The organism is Flagellimonas sp., assembly GCF_965215805.1.
In the GTDB taxonomy this organism is placed as follows: Bacteria; Bacteroidota; Bacteroidia; order Flavobacteriales; family Flavobacteriaceae; genus Flagellimonas.
Genome location: NZ_OZ244124.1, coordinates 4176121 through 4193200, shown reverse-complemented (window position 1 = coordinate 4193200; position 17080 = coordinate 4176121). Strand labels below are relative to the sequence as shown.

Below are 17080 nucleotides of genomic sequence, written 5' to 3'. Positions count from 1 at the left end.
GGGTAATCCGGTCTTTTTGACCAATTATATATCTTTGAAAAAACCGTATAAATGAACCACATCCTTGTTGCCAAAGACGTCTCCAAGTCTTATGGGGACCACCAAGCGTTGCGCAACATTACACTGGAAATTCCGGAAAATTGTATATATGGTCTGTTGGGGCCAAACGGTGCCGGAAAGACCACTTTTATTCGCATTGTCAATCAGATTACCTATCAAGATACAGGTTCGGTTTTGTTTAAGGGAAAGCCCCTGGCGCCCGAACACATTGCCCAAATAGGTTATTTGCCCGAGGAAAGGGGATTATATAAAAGTATGAAAGTGGGAGACCAGGCCCTCTACTTGGCCCAACTAAAGGGATTGTCCCGTACCGAAGCCAAGAAAAGACTTAAATATTGGTTTGATCGTCTGGACATTGGCGATTGGTGGGGGAAGAAAATTCAGGAGCTTTCCAAGGGGATGGCCCAAAAAATTCAATTTATAGTTACCGTTCTGCATGAACCCAAACTTTTGATTTTTGATGAACCCTTCAGCGGTTTTGATCCCATAAACGCCAATATTATCAAAGACGAAATCCTTCAACTTAAGGAAAAAGGCACCTCCATCATCTTTTCAACCCACAGAATGGAATCTGTGGAAGAGCTTTGCGAGTATATCGCCTTGATTCATAAATCGGAAAAAATACTGGATGGAAAGTTATCGGATATCAAAAAATCATATAAGAACAACATTTTTAACATAGGCCTGGAGCTTGAGCGGAATGCCGCTGATTTCCTCAAAATGATAACAGATCAATTCCAAGTTTTGGATTCCCACTATGATCCAACGGAAAAACAGTTGGATTTCAGGGTGCAATTGCCATCCAGCAATACCGCGGGGATTTTGGCCCAATTGGCACAACAAGCCAAGGTAAACCGCTTTGAGGAAACCGTACCATCTGCCAATGATATATTTATTCAGACTGTAAACAAGAGGGATAATGGCAAGTAAACTACAGTTGATCATTAAGCGGGAGTACTTGGCAAAGGTGCGAAACAAGTCCTTTATAGTGATGACCATTTTAAGCCCAATTTTAATTGTGGGCATGATCGTCTTGATTGCTTATCTCACAGAAGTAAACGATAGTGAGAAGCGGGTGGTGGCCGTGTTGAATGAAAGTGACTTTCTTCACAGGGAATTTGCTACCACCGAAAACATGTCCTTTGTGCAATTCCATGATATATCCCTGGAAAAGGCCAAGGATTCTACCAACAACATGGGGCTATATGGACTGTTGCACCTTCCGAAAGGGGAAAATTTGGAACAAGCTTCCAAAGAGGCTCATCTATACACCAAGGATAATCCCAATACACACATAACACAGCAGTTGGAAGGAATTTTCCAGAAAAAACTACGTCAAAATCGTTTGGGGAACCTTGGGGTTTCTGCGGAACAATTTTCGACCATAGAAAAGCCATTTGAGTTAAATCTGGCCACTTTTGAAGGTGAGAAAAGTGTGAAGGGGATTACCGAGATCAAAGCGTTCATTGGCGGTGGTTTTGGATATGCCATCATGATGTTCATCATCATATATGGAACCTTTGTTATGCGAAGCGTGATTGAGGAAAAAACCAGCAGGATCATAGAGGTGATCATATCCTCTGTAAAACCGTTCCAATTGATGTTGGGTAAGATTATAGGTACTTCCTTGGCTGGAATCACCCAATTTGTTATCTGGCTGATTTCTGCGGGAATACTGCTTTTTATAGTAGTATTGATTTCGGGAATAGATATGACAGCCTTGATGGCCGAGGTACAAAATACGCCAGGGGCCATGGGCGGAATGTCCCAATTTTCCACTCCATTAAGTAATGACACCATATTATATGCCAGGGAAATTCTGAACATTCCATGGGTACTTTTGATCACTTCATTTCTGTTGTATTTTGTTTTGGGGTATCTCATTTACAGTTCCATTTATGCGGCCATAGGTGCCGCGGTTGACAATGAAACCGATACCCAGCAGTTTGTTTTTCCAGTGATTTTACCCCTTATGTTGGCCATTTATGTAGGTTTCTTTTCCGTGTTCAGCAACCCACATGGTCCCATAGCAGTTGGTTTTTCACTCTTCCCTTTGACCTCTCCCATTGTGATGTTGATGCGACTTCCAGCTGGTATTGGAGAAGGAGGTGTACCTTTGTGGCAACTTTTACTGTCCATAGCACTTTTGATAGGTACTTTTTTGGCCATTGTTTCCTTGGCGGCCAAAATTTATCGGGTAGGGATTTTGATGTACGGAAAAAGGCCCACCTATAAGGAATTGGTAAAATGGTTACGTTATTAAACTGAAATGCAGGAAGAGACCAACGAGATAAAAGAAATCATAAAGGAAGATATCTGGGGATCTATAAAGGAGTTCCTCAACATGGGGATTCATTTGGGAGAGGGGGATAAATCCATTCACCTGACCATTGGTCTTTTGTTGTTGTTGGGAGTGGCCTTTGTGGTTACAAAATTTCTTTTACGATGGATTAGGTACATATTGACCCGTAAAATGGAGACCGAGGACAAACAAAAGTTTACCAGTGTCTTCAAATTTACCAACTACTTTATCTATTTGGTGGTGGTATTGATTACCCTTAGCGCTGCGGGAATTGACATCACCTTGCTCATTACCGCTTCTGCTGCTCTATTTGTCGGCTTGGGGCTTGCACTCCAAGAACTGTTTCAAGACATTCTTGGTGGCATATTGATCATAGTGGACAAATCCCTTCAGGTAGGTGACATTGTTGAGGTGGACGGGAAGGTAGGTAAGGTCTTCGAAATAAAATTGAGAACCACAAGAGCCATTACAAGGGATGATAAAGTTGTGGTGATTCCCAACCACAAATTCATTAGCGATATTGTCTTTAACTACACCCAGAACCATAGAACCACCATGGAGAAAATAAGTGTTGGGGTGGCTTATGGTAGTAATGTGCAGTTGGTAACCCAAATCTTGGAGCAGGTGGCTGCGGAACAGAAAATGGTACTTAAGAATCCCAAACCCTTTGTGCTTTTTGATGACTTTGGGGACTCGGCACTGCAGTTCTCCCTAAACTTTTTCACCAATGATAGTTTTGCCGGCCCAAGGATAAAAAGTGCAATTCGGTATAACATCAATACCAAATTCAAGGAAAACAACGTTACTATTCCGTTCCCGCAACGAGATGTACATATTGTACCGCAGCAAAAACCTCAAGAATAACAAAAAGCACAACATATCGAAAGTACACCTGGACGCTGATTTTTGGTCTGGGATTGTTATTGCCCAACCTTGTTTTGGGCCAGAGTTCCGATGTCCTTCGGATAGAATACCTCAATATTCCTGAAAATGATACGGGAATCAAGACCCAGCGCTATAAATTCCTCTTCAATGTACCCATCAAGATCAACCCCAAAAAGGACTATTTGATCACAGGTTTGGAATACAACAAGCTGGATATTGGCTATTCCCAAGATTTTGGCTTTGATAAGAGCGACTTAAACCGATTCCATGTGATTGACCTTAATCTGGGTTACATTACCAAATGGAATGAGAACTGGAATTTGGTGACCATCCTTACCCCACGGATTGCTTCCAATTTAACGGATGGTACCTTGACGGATGACTTTTTTATGAATGCCACGGCCACCTTTTGGAAGGAAAATTCCAAGGCAGCCAAGCCTTATAGAATTGTGTTGGGACTTTCGTACAACAGCACAACAGGATTGCCCATACCTTTGCCCTTGGTCAGTTATTACCGAAAATTTCATCCAAAATGGTCTTTTACCCTGGGAATCCCCAAATCTGGGTTCAAACATTATTTGGGAAAAAAGCACACTTTGGAAACGGCATTGTTTTTGGATGGCTATTTTATAAATATCCAGGACAATATTGTTTTGCCTGATAATCAGATTGCATCAAAAATATCGCTTACCTCTTTAGTGTTTGCGTTGGGCTACGAATTTCGATTGACCAAACATATGCGATTTTACACCTTGGCAGGTCGCTCCATAGAACAGGAAGGCAAGCTAAGGAACGATGATAGGGGTGATGTTTTTTTGTTGAATGATGAAGCAAATTTTTATATTCGGACTGGTTTCAAGATTGGAATCTTTTAAATAGAAGTGTATGTCTAAAATATTGGTAATAGAAGATGAAGCTGCCATCCGAAGGGTGCTGGTAAAAATATTGAGTGAGGAAAGTGATTCCTATGTGGTTCACGAAGCCGAGGATGGACTCAAGGGCATGGAAGCCATCAAAAAAGAAGATTTTGACCTGGCCCTTTGCGATATCAAAATGCCAAAAATGGATGGTGTTGAAGTATTGGAGGCCGCACGAAAAATAAAACCGGAAATCCCGTTTATCATGATCTCCGGTCACGGCGATTTGGATACTGCGGTAAACACTATGCGCATGGGCGCGTTTGATTATATTTCCAAACCCCCGGATTTAAACCGCCTACTTACCACGGTTAGAAATGCACTAGATCGCAAGGAACTGGTGGTTGAAAACAAAATTTTAAAGAAAAAAGTCTCCAAGAATTATGAAATGATTGGGGAAAGCAAGGAAATAGGGGTTATCAAGGATATGATTGAAAAAGTGGCCCCTACGGATGCCCGGGTACTTATTACCGGACCCAATGGTACAGGGAAAGAACTGGTAGCCCATTGGTTGCACCAGAAAAGTCCAAGATCTTCATCGCCATTTATTGAGGTGAATTGTGCTGCGATTCCATCAGAATTGATAGAAAGCGAACTTTTTGGGCATGTTAAAGGTGCTTTTACCTCGGCTGTTAAGGATAGGGCTGGAAAATTTGAGGCAGCGAACAAAGGGACCATTTTTCTTGATGAGATTGGCGACATGAGCCTTTCGGCCCAGGCCAAAGTGCTTAGGGCACTTCAGGAAAACAAGATTTCCCGCGTGGGTACTGATAAGGATATCAAGGTAGATGTTCGCGTATTGGCTGCGACCAACAAAGACCTTAAAAAGGAAATTGCAGACGGGAAATTTCGTGAAGACTTGTACCATAGACTGGCTGTGATTCTGATCAAGGTACCCGCTTTGAACGATAGAAGGGATGACATCCCGATTTTGGTGGAACATTTTGCCGCAAAAATTGCCTCAGAACAAGGTACTGCAGCCAAGGACTTTTCAAAAAAGGCCATGGAGCTGTTAAAAAGTTATGACTGGACTGGAAATGTGAGGGAATTGCGCAATGTGGTGGAGCGCTTGATTATCCTTGGAGGCAAGGAAATCTCAGAGGAGGATGTAAAACTTTTTGCAAGCAAATAGCAACTATTGCTCCGAACATTCCCCTAAACGCTTAAGAGCGCCCATGGTAATGGTCTGTACCCGATGGTGGTATTGTTTTTTGTGTTCGGAAAGCTCTGTGTTAAGCAATGTTTCACCAGCTTCCTCATGAATTTTGGAAATAAACTGATACGCTTCATTGCATTCAACCCCGGTAACCACCTTATCCAGAGAGGATTCAAAACCCAATAAACAGTTGTGCACCTGTTTCTTTATAGGGTCTGCATCGCTCAAAACTACGCCACCTTGCTGTTTTAAGGCCTCGGTAGTGTTCAAAAACAAAACATCATTGCCGTAAGTACTAACAGATTCTTCCTCAAAAATCTTTAAGACCTTACTGCTAATCTCCATATTCTCCAGAGCTGTGTGCAGTAATTTTTTGGAGGCGGTAAAGGAAGAGGCTTTGGTAGCATCTTTTAGGTAAAAAAGCGCTGCTTCCAGGCTTTCAATGGCACCATCGCATCCACATTCAACAAAATTGGAGCGTGTTTTTTCAATACTGTTAAGCGCTTTGTAAGCCAAATACTTGGATTGCTCAAAATTGTCCGCAACAATGGCGGCCTGCGTTTTATCCTTAATGTAATCCAAATTTGAGTTGGCGTATTCGCATGCGTTGTGCGAGATAAAGGAAGACAATATCAAAAGGCTGACAACGCCTAAGATAAAGACTATAAGTAGGATAATCTTTCTTGTTTTCATAACGCTCGATTTGGGACGGTGCGTCTTATGTTTCCTACGAATTTAGATGAAGAATCCGCCATCGGTAAAAAAAATCGATAAAACACGAACTTCAACTATAAGATGTAGTTCGGATCGGTGAGTTGCGCATTTTAAGCGATGGTTGAAGGACTGACCAAAAAAAACTATATTCATTCCCATGGAAAACAAGGATTTAGACCAGTACAGGGTGCAAGGTCCCGTTAAACTGGCCCAAAAAGCTACGTTGGAGACCTTTGATAGCCCGGACAAGGCCCTCAAAAAGGAATTGGAGCAAATTCGGAAAGAACTTGGGAAATTTCAGGATAAACTGTATGCCCACGGAAAATATGGGGTTTTGGTCTGTTTACAGGGCATGGATACCGCTGGCAAGGATAGCTTGATCAGGGAAGTGTTCAAAGATTTCAATGTTCGGGGTGTTGAGGTGCATAGTTTTAAGGTTCCAACGGAATTGGAACTGAAACATGATTATCTATGGCGCCATTATATAGCACTTCCAGCACGGGGTAAATTCAGTGTTTTCAATCGTACCCACTATGAAAATGTACTGGTGACCAAGGTACATCCAGGATATATTTTAGGTGAAAATATCCCTGGAATTAACACCGTTGAGGATATCGATGACGCTTTTTGGGAGAATAGATACCGTCAAATCAACGATTTTGAGCGGCATATTTCCGAAAACGGCACTTTGATTTTTAAATTTTTCCTGCACCTTTCAAAAGAAGAACAAAGACAACGCTTATTGCGCAGGATCCGACTTCGGGAGAAAAATTGGAAGTTTTCTCCTGGCGACCTTAAGGAGCGCAGATTGTGGGACGCCTACCAGGAATGCTATGAAGAGGCTCTCAACAAAACCTCAAAGGAGCATGCTCCCTGGTATATCATTCCTGCAGATAATAAAAGAGCAGCTAGGGTTATAGTGGCTTCGATTTTATTGGAAGCGTTAAAAAAATATAAAGATATCCAGGAACCTGAGTTGGATGCCGAAATAAAAGCTAATTTAGAATCCTTCAAACAAGAATTGGAAAAAGAAAACGAATGAGAACAATCCTACTCCTGATTTTATTTTGTGCAAGCACCACTGTTTTTGCCCAATCCGAAGACGAGAAACAGCTCAAGGCCATTTATGATTTGGCCCTCACGGAGGGTCAGGGCTATGATTGGCTCAATCATTTGTCCAACCAAATTGGTGGGCGACTTTCGGGTTCTGTGCAAGCCCAACTAGCTGTAGATTACACCAAGGCCCAATTGGATTCCTTGGGATTGGATAGGGTATGGCTGCAACCAGTAATGGTACCCAAATGGGTAAGGGGAACCCCTGAATTTGCTTTTATAGAAACTAAACCCGGACTTACCACCAATGTACCTATCTGTGCCCTGGGAGGTTCTGTTGCTACCCCGGATGGTGGCATCAAGGCGAACATTGTGGAGGTTAAGGGCATTGAGGATTTGGAAAAACTGGGCCGTAAAAAAATAGAGGGGAAGATTGTTTTTTACAACAGACCCATGGAACCTACCCTTATCAGCACCTTTGAGTCGTACTCTGGATGTGTGGACCAACGCTATGCCGGGGCGGCGGAGGCTGGTAAATTTGGTGCTGCAGGCGTCATTGTACGCTCTATGACCCTTAGATTGGACGATTACCCCCATACGGGATCTATGAGCTATGGGGATGTTCCCGTGGCAAATCGTATTCCTGCCGCGGCTATAAGCACCAATGGTGCTGAGCTGCTCAGTGCCACTTTGAAATTGAATCCTGATATCAAGTTTTATTTCAAGCAGAATTGCAAACAGTTTGATGATGTACAATCATATAATGTCATTGGAGAGATTAAGGGAACCACCCACTCCAACGAGATCATGATTGTGGGCGGACATTTGGATTCCTGGGATTTGGGAGATGGTTCCCATGACGATGGAGCAGGATGCGTGCAGAGCATGGAGGTGCTTCGGTTGCTCAAACAAACAGGGTATAAGCCTAAACGGACACTTCGCGTGGTATTATTTATGAACGAGGAAAATGGACTAAGGGGCGGGAACAAATACGCTGAGGTGGCCCGAAATAAAAACGAAAAACATGTTTTTGCCTTGGAAAGTGATTCGGGAGGTTTTACGCCCAGGGGCTTTTCCTTTAATTGCTCCGATGAGAATTTAAAGCACATTCAACAGTGGAAGGGACTTTTTGAGCCCTATCTCATCCATATGTTTGTAAAAGGCTATAGTGGTGCCGATATTCGCCCGCTTATGGATCAAGATTTGGTCTTGGCTGGGCTAAGACCCGATTCCCAACGCTATTTTGACCACCACCACGCTGAAAACGACACCTTTGAGCACGTCAACAAACGGGAACTGCAGTTAGGGGCAGCCACTATGGCCAGTTTGGTGTATTTGATAGACAAATACGGTACAATTCCCAATACAAAGATTAAAGGGTAGGCAAAAGCATTTTGCCCTATTTAGAGGTGATCACACTATAACTTCTCAATAATCTGATTGATCAATTCCGTAGTGGCCACATGTTTAATATCATTGGCCTTGGCAATTTCTATAGCCTCTTTAGCGGCCTTTAAGGCTTTGGTGTACTCCCCTGTTTTAAACAGCAAACTGGCATAGGTGTCCGTATTGTAGTAGTTTTTGTCCAGTTCCATAGATCGGTTGACCCAACGAAGGGCTTTTTCCAGCTGACTTGGGTCTGTTTTGTCCTTGTAGTAGGTCCACGCCAGGGAATTGAGATCTGTATAGCTGTTCCAGATGAGGTTTACATTGTTGATTTTACCACTGCTGATCAATCTATAGGGATATTGGTAGTAACCCGTTAGAATTTCTTCAATGTTTCCATTTTTCACATAAATGACCAACGGGGCAAGGGAGACATTGAATACATTGCCGAAACCATTGTCATTCGGACCCAAATTCCCTCTTAAGTTGATAGCATTATTCCATTTTTGGTCGTAACCCTTTTCCAGTACCCCTGGTCGATTCTCATCAGTATCTACATTGATGGTAACCAGGTTGATCATGCTGGAATCACATTGGTTGTACAGGTCTATAAGTTGTACGCAGGGCATACACCATTTTCCACTCCAGGTAATGAAAACCGTCGGATTGTCTTGATTTAGATTATAGGTAGAGATGACTTGGTCAAAACTTACGGTTTTATCCTGTCTTAACTCTTTTAAGTTGGCAATAAGCTGACTTTTTGCAGGCAGGAACGAAAGTAAAAAGCCCAAAAGTAATACTGTTTTTTTCATGGGTATGGTTGGTATGAGGTGATATTGACCTAAATATAGGTTATTTTGGATAAGGGAGGCGGCGGCATTTGCCAAGGAACGACTTCCACTTTTTCCAACCGAATGGAATCAGATACTAACGATTTAAGCTTTCAAATTCGGGCGCATTCATCGATTAGAGATGAAATACAGTCCTGATTTCCGTAGTTTAAAACCCAGGCTTTCATATAATGCCATGGCTGGTAAACGATGATGTCCTGTAAACAAAAGTACTTCGGCAATTGCTCTGTCCTTGGAAATTTCCAAGAGCTTTTCCATCAGTTTTCGTCCAATACCCTTTCCCCTGGCATTTTCATCTACCACAACGTCCTCAATCCATCCTTTTTTTCCAGAAACGGCTTGGTATTCGCAAAGTGAGGCCATACCAAGGATTTGTTCATTTTCCTTACAAAGCATAATGGTAACCTGATTCTCATCCCGCAATACCTGCTTTAAGTTCAGTGGCCTTAGATGAGGAGCCAATTGTTTAAACAATTGATTCACCCGTGTTTGGATTTCTGGTGTGAGGTTTTCTTCTTTTAGGATATCGATTTGCATATGGCAAAGTAAATCAATCCTATTCCTAAAAGTGAAACAACCTTACTAAAATTTGAGAATTTAGTTTCCTGAGGTTCTTTCCAAGATGGATTCCTTGTCCGAAGCATTAAACAGGGTAATCACCCCAACGGCAGCTACGGCAATACCTCCAATAATGACCAAAGGCGATGTCTTTTGCTTTTTTACCTGGCCGATATCGGATTTAGGCAAGTTCATGAGGTTGCCATTGATTCGGAGTGCAATGGATTCATCTGCAACCCCCTGACATTTGGTTTCAAGCAGTTGTCCCTTGGTCAGTGTAATCTGGTACTTTCTACCTTTGGTAATTTCCGAAATACTTACGGCTTTGTAGGTTTGACAACTTTGTAGAATTAAGAATAGGGCTAGCACGAAAGGAATCTTTCTCATTAGGAGCTTTAAGGTTAAGTTTATCAATTTGGCTGCCAAAGCTAAGACATTATTGTAATTGCTTCCTTGTTAAATTTCACTTTTTTATGTGCAATCTTTGATGATGGTATTGCTTGAACTGTGGAATGTTAAAGCTTTAAATTTCCTGCAAGATTTGTTTAGTTCAGTAATTAGGTAGCACCCACCAAAAACCACTACCTTTGCAGCCTTAATTTCGACGAATAGAACAATCGAATAATCTAATATCCAAAGCAATGCAAGACGGAATCTACGCAAAATTCAATACCACCAAAGGAGAGATTTTGGTAAAACTAACCCATGATAAAACTCCCGGAACTGTAGGGAACTTTGTGGCCCTGGCCGAAGGAAATATGGAAAATAGCGCCAAACCACAAGGAAATCCTTACTATGATGGATTGAAGTTTCATAGGGTAATTGCCGACTTTATGATTCAAGGGGGATGTCCACAAGGAACGGGTGCAGGAGACCCAGGATACAAATTTGATGACGAGTTCCACCCAGAACTTACGCACGAAGGTCCTGGGGTACTTTCTATGGCCAATGCCGGCCCAGGTACCAATGGAAGTCAATTTTTTATAACCCATGTTGCTACACCATGGTTGGACAACAAGCACACGGTTTTTGGACATGTGGAACACGGACAGGAAGTAGTTGATGCGATAGCCCAAGGTGATTCCATAGACAGTTTGGAGATTGTACGGGTAGGAGCCGAAGCTGAATCCTGGAACGCTGTTGAAGCTTTCCGAACTTTTGAGGGAGCTCGTGAAAAGCGAATTGCAGAAGCCAAGGCAAGAGCGGAAGCTGAAATGGAAAAACTGGCCGCCGGATTTGATAAAACGGACAGTGGATTGCGTTTCAAGATGATTCAGGAAGGAAGTGGTTCCAAAGCTGAAAAGGGAAAAACGGTTTCCGTGCATTATGAAGGCAGTCTGACCAACGGACAGGTTTTTGACTCTTCCTACAGCAGAAATCAGCCCATAGATTTTACATTGGGCGTAGGACAGGTAATTCCCGGTTGGGACGAAGGTATTGGGTTGTTAAAAGTGGGAGATAAGGCACGTTTTGTGATCCCTTCCAACTTGGCCTATGGAAGCGCTGGCGCAGGAGGGGTAATTCCTCCGGATGCAACATTGATTTTTGATGTAGAATTGATGAATGTGAAGTAACCCAACTTCGATATAATAGATAAAAGAAAAGCTTCCAAGAGGAAGCTTTTTTTATTTTGATCGATTCACGCTCACCAGCAATAAGCAGAAGTTGAGCGCTAATAACAAAAGCAATACAGTAAAGAAAGTGCCCATAGTTAATGGATTTAGCTATTCAGTTCGTGTTTTGTTTCAGTTGAGTAACAATTGAACGAAGAAATACCCTACTATATTGTATTACTTTTTTGAACTATTTACGCTAACCAGTAATAAAAGCAAATTGATAGCCAATAAAATAGAGAGAATGGCAAAGAAGGTATTCATTGAGTTTTTTGTTTAATGGTTATGGGGAACAACGGGTGTTTAGTGTTTAGATAAAAAAAGTAGGAGAGGTTGCGTATTCGTAAAAGAAAATTGTAAACAAAAAAACCCGAGCTATTTTGCTCGGGTTTGTTTATAAAAAAGTGTGCTGTTACCTTAATCTATAACTTGTACATTTACGGCGTTCAATCCTTTTTTACCTTGTTGTAGTTCAAATTCTACAACGTCACCTTCTCTAATTTCATCGATTAAACCTGAAACGTGTACAAAGTGATCTGTGTTTGAACCATCTTCAGTGATAAAGCCATAGCCTTTAGAATCGTTGAAGAATTTTACTGTTCCTTTACTCATTACTAAATGTTAAAAAATTAAATGAGCGCCGAAGGTACGCTTAATTTCTTCAGATTTGGATCTTTTTTTGTTTTTTCTCTTAATTCCCGACTAAACCGTTGGGTCAGGCGTCAATCTTAAATAAGGTTTTACCTCTTCCACACCTTTGGTGAAAATTTCTCGAGCTTCACCCGTTGGAATAGCTGGACTTACTACCACCTTCTCCCCACTTTCCCAATTGGCAGGGGTGGCTACCTTGTGGTAGGCGGTTAACTGCAACGAATCAACCACACGAAGAAGTTCATAAAAATTACGTCCAGTGGAAGCGGGATACGTCAAGGTTAATTTTATCTTCTTGTCCGGGCCAATAATAAACACGGAACGTACCGTTAAGGTATCATCCGCATTGGGATGGATCATATCATACAAATCGGACACCTTTCGGTCCTCATCCGCCACAATGGGAAAGTTCACCACTGTGTTTTGGGTCTCATTGATGTCCTTGATCCATTCGGCATGGGATGCAGCCCCATCAACGCTCAATGCCATCATTTTTACATTGCGTTTTTCAAATTCCTGTTTGAATTTGGCTGCAGTACCTAATTCCGTGGTGCACACAGGTGTAAAATCTGCTGGGTGCGAAAATAGAATTCCCCAACCATCTCCTAGGTATTCGTAAAAGTTCAGCGTTCCCTGAGAAGTTTCAGCTGTAAAATCTGGGGCGGTATCGCCCAAACGTAAAGTTGCCATGTATTCTGTTTTTTATTGATTGAAAATTGGTGAACCATAAAGTTAAGGCATAGTTTTTCCCTAGCTTCTTATCCAAGTTAAAAGTGTATTAAAGTTTTGGGTTTCAACTCAATTTTGGTTCATTTTTTTTGATGGACTCCCTGTCAAAGTTGCTATTTTTAGGCTATGGAAAAAGAAACACTTGAACAACTGCGCTACCCCATCGGAACTTATCATATTCCGGAAACAATTACCCAAGAGCAAAGGGAGGAATGGATTTCCATTTTGGAACATTTACCCGCTAGGTTGGAGGCCATGGTGACTCCCCTTTCAGAAGAACAATTGGAAACACCGTATAGATCGGAAGGCTGGACGGTGAGACAACTCGTTCACCATATTTCTGACAGTCATCACCATAGCTATATCCGATTTAAATGGGCACTAACGGAGGATAACCCAGTAATTAAACCTTATTTTGAAAAGGAATGGTCCAAGCTTTTTGATGCCAATACAGCTCCGATTCAGATGTCCTTGGATCATTTAAAGGCAGTGCATGCCAAGTTGGTGTATTTGCTCAAGGGTCTTTCCGAGGAACAGTTACAGCGAAAATTTACTCATCCCGAAGGGAACGAAGAAACCACACTGGATGAGAATATTGGTCGTTATGCTTGGCATGGAAGCCATCATTTTGCCCATATTGAAAACCTGATCAAGAGGGAAGGTTGGTGATCAGAGCTGTTTGGTAAGTACCCACATGGGTTTTTCTGAAGGAATGGCCCCTGGAATCTTAAGCTCGCTCTCTTTTTTAATCTGGAATCCTTGCTTCAGGTAAAATTTGATGGGCCCGCCTTTTTGCATGGTGTCCAACCATAGGATTTTTTTGCCATGCTTTTTGGCATATTGTTCAATGAGCAGTAGCACTTTCTTGCCCAATCCTTGTCCTGCAAAAGCTTGCAGCAAATAGATTTTTTGGGCTAACAGGGATACAGCGGAAGCATGTTCATCCAATGGACTATCCACCACCAATTTTACAATCCCGGCAGTTTTATCTTCCGATTTGACCAAGAAGTGCTTTAGGTTGGGATTTTTGAAATCGGCCAGCACTACTTCCTCGGTGAAACTTCTACTGATATAAGGAGTGGGGTCTCTGTTTTCCCATAAGTGTAAATAGTGCTCGTGATACGACTGTTTGCCAATGCTGATATATTCAGCAAGTGTTTCTTGGGTGAGGGGTTCTAAATGGACTGTCATATTTGGTTTATGGTTGCTCACCACCTTCAGGGCCATAAAACAGCACCCAGGTTGAGAAATCGTCTGTAAAATTTTCAAATCTATGCACTACCCCAGCAGGAACAAAAAGAAAATCCCCTGGGCCAAAAGTTGTACATACTTCGCCATTCAGAAATTCCCCTGTCCCGGAAATCACTACGTATACTTCATCCCTTGCATGGGGTTGTTGCAGATCCACTTTTTCGGGCTTGTAGATTTCAACCTCCAAGGTTCCGTGATTAAAAAGTGTCTTGAAAGGCCCATCATGCTTGGCCAATTTTTGGAGTGCTTCTGTTGGATTGATTTTCATTATTGTCATTCCCACGAAGGTGGGAATCTTTTTGTTTTATTTCCATTTTATGTTACAACCAATACTGGGCTTTTGCTCGCTATCGATGGCTTTACCTGCCAGCAGGGCATCCATAGCATTACGCAAATCGGTCCCAGTAAGTGGAAGCCCGTTACCAGGTCTTGAATCATCCAATTGTCCTCGGTAAACAAGGTCTAAATTTCCATCAAAGAGATAAAAATCTGGGGTACAGGCCGCATCATAGGCTTTGGCCACTTCTTGGGTTTCATCATATAAATAGGGAAAGGTATAGCCTTCTTCAGCTGCTTTTTGTTTCATCAAGTGAGGTGCATCGTCGGGATAATTGATCACATCATTACTGGAAATAGCAACAAACCCAATTCCATTGGATTGGTATTCCTTGCCCAATTTGGAAATTTCAGGATTCACGTGCACCACAAAAGGGCAGTGGTTGCAGATGAACATGATTACCGTACCCTTTTCACCTTTTACTTCGTTCAAAGATTTTTGGGTATCTGTAACCGTATCCACCAAACTAAAATCGGGGGCCTTGGTTCCCAAGGCTAACATATTACTTGGAGTTCTTGCCATGGTTTGCTTCGTTTTAAACCATGAATTTAGTGGACTTTATCCACAATTGAAAGAATCCTGTATATTGTATGGCAAACACTAACGTTCTTGGAGCAACTTATAGATAGCGTTCACATCAACTTTGACGAAGAAGCCCTTTGGACACTTAATGTGGCCCTTGCCTTGGTCATGTTTGGTATAGCTCTGGAAATTTCCATAAATGACTTCAAGCGACTTCTAAGAACCCCAAAGTTGGTTTTGACAGGGGTGGCGAGCCAATTTGTATTGCTTCCGATTATAACCTTTGTTTTGGTTTGGATTACGGAGCCCTTGCCCAGCATCGCATTGGGGATGTTTATGGTGGCGGCTTGCCCTGGGGGAAATGTTTCCAATTTCTTTACCCATTTATCAAAAGGGAATGCGGCCTTATCCGTTACCTTAACGGCCATTGCAACCCTGCTGGCCATATTTATGACCCCATTTAATCTTAGTTTTTGGGGAGGACTGTATGATCCAACAGCATCCATACTACAGCAAGTTTCCATATCGCCTTTGGAAATGGTTAAACTGGTAGCTCTTTTGTTGGGTGTACCCCTGATTTTGGGAATGTTGTTACACTACTATCGACCGAAGATTGCCCAAAAATTGGCCAAAGGATTTAAGATTGGATCACTGCTCTTCTTTGTGTTTCTCGTCTTTGTGGCACTGTTCAAAAACAGGGATATTTTCGTGGAATACGTGTTCTACGTTTTTTGGCTTGTGGTCATCCATAATCTGGTGGCCTTGCTCACAGGATTTTCATTAGCCAAGCTGATGCGGTTCTCGCCAGAAAATGTCAGATGTCTCACCATTGAAACGGGCATCCAGAATTCGGGATTAGGATTATTGCTGATTTTCACCTTTTTTGATGGCTTGGGAGGAATGGCTTTGCTTACCGCTTTTTGGGGCATTTGGCATTTGGTTTCTGGTCTGGCCATGGGCCTAATATGGGGAGGAAGACCTGTGGAAAAAGAGGAGTTGGTTTGAAGCAACTGAGCTATTCTTTTTTAAAGCTTTGGGTTAAACTGGCATTGTTTTGCTACTACAAGAAGATCAGGGTGGAAGGTCTGGCAAATATTCCGAAGGATAAACCCGTTTTGTTTCTTTCCAACCATCAAAATGCCCTGATGGATGTGTTGTTGATTGCAACCAGCGTTAAAAAAAGTCCTTGGTTTATCACTCGTGCCGATGTCTTTCGGGGAAAGTTTATAAAATCCCTTTTTCAGTTTTTAAAGATGATTCCCATTTATCGGATTAGGGATGGAAAATCGAATCTGCATAAGAACATGGCAATTTTTGACCAATGCGGGGAATTGCTTCAGTCCAATGCATCAATGGTATTATTCCCCGAGGCCAATCACAGCCTTCAACGCAGGGTAAGGCCATTGAGCAAAGGTTTTACGCGAATCATTGAAAATGCATTGGAGAAAGACCCCAATTTGGAGTTACAATTGGTGCCCGTTGGTCAAAACTATGCATATCCCACCCAAGTTGGGGATTCGGCAACACTCTGCTTTGGGGAGCCTATTTCTGTACAGCAGTACAAGGATTCATTGGATTTAAAGCAAAAGGTTTTTGAAAACCTTACACGGTTGACCACCCATTTCCCAGAAGCAGAATATGATGAAATCATGCATAAGATGGGGGTTGAAGGTGAGCACTATCTCAATCCTCAGGAAACCAATGCAACAATAACCAAAGGGGTTTTTCCTCAGAGGATGCTTAAGAAAAGGAACTTGGCGCCCAAAATTTTGAGATTGCTATTTCTTTTGTGGAACCTGCCTTTGGTCTTTTTATGGCGGATCGGGTTGAAGCCCAAGGTACCGGAACCCGAATTTATGGCAACCTTTCGATTGGGGTTTGCGCTATTTACTTATCCCTTGTTTTATACTGGTGTATTAACAGTGTTTTGGAATATTTATAATGCCGATGTGGCATTTACGGCTGTTCTATCGCATACGGCAGTTAACCTTGTACTCGTTAAAATTGGAATTGTATCCTCTCGGTTAAAAACAGAGGTTTGATCTGATGGGAATCCCTGAAATCGTCTAATCGGTAATGTACAGTGCTCTGGCAA

At 42.2% G+C, this 17080-nt stretch carries 20 protein-coding genes; 11 read left to right on the top strand and 9 right to left on the bottom strand.

Annotated features, from left to right (window positions below):
- Positions 1-51: 51 nt before the first annotated feature.
- The 5 genes from ACOOE0_RS18645 to ACOOE0_RS18625 all read left to right on the top strand — a co-directional run bounded on the left by ACOOE0_RS18645 (position 52) and on the right by ACOOE0_RS18625 (position 5296).
- The gene (locus tag ACOOE0_RS18645; protein WP_420400414.1) at positions 52-990 is read left to right on the top strand and encodes an ABC transporter ATP-binding protein; all 939 of its coding nucleotides are present in this window, start codon (positions 52-54) and stop codon (positions 988-990) included.
- The gene (locus ACOOE0_RS18640) at positions 980-2323 is read left to right on the top strand and encodes an ABC transporter permease (protein WP_420400413.1); all 1344 of its coding nucleotides are present in this window, start codon (positions 980-982) and stop codon (positions 2321-2323) included. The genes ACOOE0_RS18645 and ACOOE0_RS18640 overlap by 11 nt, the downstream gene beginning before the upstream one ends.
- A gap of 6 nt (positions 2324-2329) precedes the next feature.
- On the top strand, positions 2330-3226 hold the full coding sequence (locus tag ACOOE0_RS18635; protein ID WP_420400412.1) for a mechanosensitive ion channel family protein: 897 nt from the start codon (positions 2330-2332) through the stop codon (positions 3224-3226).
- Between the two features lie 74 nt (positions 3227-3300).
- Complete coding sequence (locus tag ACOOE0_RS18630; protein ID WP_420400411.1) at positions 3301-4122, top strand: DUF6268 family outer membrane beta-barrel protein; 822 nt, start codon at positions 3301-3303, stop codon at positions 4120-4122.
- A 10-nt stretch (positions 4123-4132) separates the two neighbouring features.
- Positions 4133-5296, top strand: coding sequence for a sigma-54-dependent transcriptional regulator (locus ACOOE0_RS18625; protein ID WP_420400410.1), 1164 nt, complete (start codon positions 4133-4135; stop codon positions 5294-5296).
- A 3-nt stretch (positions 5297-5299) separates the two neighbouring features.
- On the opposite strand, the gene ACOOE0_RS18620 is transcribed toward ACOOE0_RS18625, so the two are convergent.
- Positions 5300-6013, bottom strand: a complete 714-nt coding sequence (locus ACOOE0_RS18620; protein WP_420400409.1) for a hypothetical protein — start codon at positions 6011-6013, stop codon at positions 5300-5302.
- Positions 6014-6191: 178 nt separating this feature from the next.
- On the opposite strand from ACOOE0_RS18620, the gene ACOOE0_RS18615 reads away from it, so the two are divergent.
- Complete coding sequence (locus tag ACOOE0_RS18615; RefSeq protein WP_420400408.1) at positions 6192-7076, top strand: PPK2 family polyphosphate kinase; 885 nt, start codon at positions 6192-6194, stop codon at positions 7074-7076.
- Positions 7073-8470 (top strand): M20/M25/M40 family metallo-hydrolase, encoded by a 1398-nt coding sequence (locus ACOOE0_RS18610; RefSeq protein ID WP_420400407.1) that lies wholly within the window; start codon positions 7073-7075, stop codon positions 8468-8470. Before ACOOE0_RS18615 ends, ACOOE0_RS18610 begins: the two co-directional genes overlap by 4 nt.
- Positions 8471-8505: 35 nt before the next feature.
- Here the strand turns inward: ACOOE0_RS18610 and ACOOE0_RS18605 are convergent, their stop codons facing one another.
- The 3 genes from ACOOE0_RS18605 to ACOOE0_RS18595 all read right to left on the bottom strand — a co-directional run bounded on the left by ACOOE0_RS18605 (position 8506) and on the right by ACOOE0_RS18595 (position 10269).
- Positions 8506-9285 carry a hypothetical protein gene (locus ACOOE0_RS18605; RefSeq protein WP_420400406.1) on the bottom strand — a complete coding sequence of 260 codons (780 nt, stop codon included), beginning with the start codon at positions 9283-9285 and terminating at the stop codon, positions 8506-8508.
- A 147-nt stretch (positions 9286-9432) separates the two neighbouring features.
- Positions 9433-9861 carry a GNAT family N-acetyltransferase gene (locus ACOOE0_RS18600; RefSeq protein ID WP_420400405.1) on the bottom strand — a complete coding sequence of 143 codons (429 nt, stop codon included), beginning with the start codon at positions 9859-9861 and terminating at the stop codon, positions 9433-9435.
- 60 nt (positions 9862-9921) lie between these two features.
- A complete protein-coding gene (locus ACOOE0_RS18595) occupies positions 9922-10269 on the bottom strand; it encodes a hypothetical protein (protein ID WP_420400404.1) in 348 nt (115 codons plus the stop codon).
- 254 nt (positions 10270-10523) lie between these two features.
- Here ACOOE0_RS18595 and ACOOE0_RS18590 point away from each other — a divergent pair, with 254 nt between their 5' ends.
- Positions 10524-11456, top strand: a complete 933-nt coding sequence (locus tag ACOOE0_RS18590; RefSeq protein WP_420400403.1) for a peptidylprolyl isomerase — start codon at positions 10524-10526, stop codon at positions 11454-11456.
- 456 nt (positions 11457-11912) lie between these two features.
- Here the strand turns inward: ACOOE0_RS18590 and ACOOE0_RS18585 are convergent, their stop codons facing one another.
- Positions 11913-12107 carry a cold-shock protein gene (locus ACOOE0_RS18585; protein ID WP_420400402.1) on the bottom strand — a complete coding sequence of 65 codons (195 nt, stop codon included), beginning with the start codon at positions 12105-12107 and terminating at the stop codon, positions 11913-11915.
- A 90-nt stretch (positions 12108-12197) separates the two neighbouring features.
- Positions 12198-12836: a peroxiredoxin gene (locus tag ACOOE0_RS18580; protein ID WP_420400401.1), complete on the bottom strand. Its 639-nt coding sequence runs from the start codon at positions 12834-12836 to the stop codon at positions 12198-12200.
- Between the two features lie 165 nt (positions 12837-13001).
- On the opposite strand from ACOOE0_RS18580, the gene ACOOE0_RS18575 reads away from it, so the two are divergent.
- A complete protein-coding gene (locus ACOOE0_RS18575; protein ID WP_420400400.1) occupies positions 13002-13544 on the top strand; it encodes a YfiT family bacillithiol transferase in 543 nt (180 codons plus the stop codon).
- Here the strand turns inward: ACOOE0_RS18575 and ACOOE0_RS18570 are convergent, their stop codons facing one another.
- Genes ACOOE0_RS18570 through ACOOE0_RS18560 form a run of 3 tightly spaced genes read right to left on the bottom strand, consistent with a single transcriptional unit; the run spans position 13545 to position 14985 of the window.
- Positions 13545-14066 (bottom strand): GNAT family N-acetyltransferase, encoded by a 522-nt coding sequence (locus tag ACOOE0_RS18570; protein WP_420400399.1) that lies wholly within the window; start codon positions 14064-14066, stop codon positions 13545-13547.
- 7 nt (positions 14067-14073) lie between these two features.
- A complete protein-coding gene (locus ACOOE0_RS18565) occupies positions 14074-14394 on the bottom strand; it encodes a cupin domain-containing protein (RefSeq protein WP_420400398.1) in 321 nt (106 codons plus the stop codon).
- Positions 14395-14430: 36 nt separating this feature from the next.
- Complete coding sequence (locus ACOOE0_RS18560; protein WP_420400397.1) at positions 14431-14985, bottom strand: thioredoxin family protein; 555 nt, start codon at positions 14983-14985, stop codon at positions 14431-14433.
- A gap of 87 nt (positions 14986-15072) precedes the next feature.
- Between ACOOE0_RS18560 and ACOOE0_RS18555 the strand changes: the two genes are divergently transcribed.
- Together ACOOE0_RS18555 and ACOOE0_RS18550 are read left to right on the top strand one after the other, a co-directional pair.
- On the top strand, positions 15073-15990 hold the full coding sequence (locus tag ACOOE0_RS18555) for a bile acid:sodium symporter family protein (protein ID WP_420400396.1): 918 nt from the start codon (positions 15073-15075) through the stop codon (positions 15988-15990).
- Positions 15987-17027 carry a lysophospholipid acyltransferase family protein gene (locus tag ACOOE0_RS18550; RefSeq protein WP_420400395.1) on the top strand — a complete coding sequence of 347 codons (1041 nt, stop codon included), beginning with the start codon at positions 15987-15989 and terminating at the stop codon, positions 17025-17027. The genes ACOOE0_RS18555 and ACOOE0_RS18550 overlap by 4 nt, the downstream gene beginning before the upstream one ends.
- Positions 17028-17080 lie beyond the last annotated feature (53 nt).

Excerpts from the sequence above, each read along its gene's own strand:
- ACOOE0_RS18615 (WP_420400408.1), top strand. The coding sequence starts at position 6,192 with ATGGAAAACAAGGATTTAGACCAGTACAGGGTGCAAGGTCCCGTTAAA.
- ACOOE0_RS18590 (WP_420400403.1), top strand. The coding sequence starts at position 10,524 with ATGCAAGACGGAATCTACGCAAAATTCAATACCACCAAAGGAGAGATT.
- ACOOE0_RS18575 (WP_420400400.1), top strand. The coding sequence starts at position 13,002 with ATGGAAAAAGAAACACTTGAACAACTGCGCTACCCCATCGGAACTTAT.
- ACOOE0_RS18580 (WP_420400401.1), bottom strand. The coding sequence starts at position 12,836 with ATGGCAACTTTACGTTTGGGCGATACCGCCCCAGATTTTACAGCTGAA.
- ACOOE0_RS18610 (WP_420400407.1), top strand. The coding sequence starts at position 7,073 with ATGAGAACAATCCTACTCCTGATTTTATTTTGTGCAAGCACCACTGTT.
- ACOOE0_RS18625 (WP_420400410.1), top strand. The coding sequence starts at position 4,133 with ATGTCTAAAATATTGGTAATAGAAGATGAAGCTGCCATCCGAAGGGTG.
- ACOOE0_RS18600 (WP_420400405.1), bottom strand. The coding sequence starts at position 9,861 with ATGCAAATCGATATCCTAAAAGAAGAAAACCTCACACCAGAAATCCAA.
- ACOOE0_RS18585 (WP_420400402.1), bottom strand. The coding sequence starts at position 12,107 with ATGAGTAAAGGAACAGTAAAATTCTTCAACGATTCTAAAGGCTATGGC.
- ACOOE0_RS18560 (WP_420400397.1), bottom strand. The coding sequence starts at position 14,985 with ATGGCAAGAACTCCAAGTAATATGTTAGCCTTGGGAACCAAGGCCCCC.
- ACOOE0_RS18595 (WP_420400404.1), bottom strand. The coding sequence starts at position 10,269 with ATGAGAAAGATTCCTTTCGTGCTAGCCCTATTCTTAATTCTACAAAGT.
- ACOOE0_RS18605 (WP_420400406.1), bottom strand. The coding sequence starts at position 9,285 with ATGAAAAAAACAGTATTACTTTTGGGCTTTTTACTTTCGTTCCTGCCT.
- ACOOE0_RS18640 (WP_420400413.1), top strand. The coding sequence starts at position 980 with ATGGCAAGTAAACTACAGTTGATCATTAAGCGGGAGTACTTGGCAAAG.
- ACOOE0_RS18565 (WP_420400398.1), bottom strand. The coding sequence starts at position 14,394 with ATGAAAATCAATCCAACAGAAGCACTCCAAAAATTGGCCAAGCATGAT.
- ACOOE0_RS18570 (WP_420400399.1), bottom strand. The coding sequence starts at position 14,066 with ATGACAGTCCATTTAGAACCCCTCACCCAAGAAACACTTGCTGAATAT.
- ACOOE0_RS18620 (WP_420400409.1), bottom strand. The coding sequence starts at position 6,013 with ATGAAAACAAGAAAGATTATCCTACTTATAGTCTTTATCTTAGGCGTT.
- ACOOE0_RS18635 (WP_420400412.1), top strand. The coding sequence starts at position 2,330 with ATGCAGGAAGAGACCAACGAGATAAAAGAAATCATAAAGGAAGATATC.
- ACOOE0_RS18645 (WP_420400414.1), top strand. The coding sequence starts at position 52 with ATGAACCACATCCTTGTTGCCAAAGACGTCTCCAAGTCTTATGGGGAC.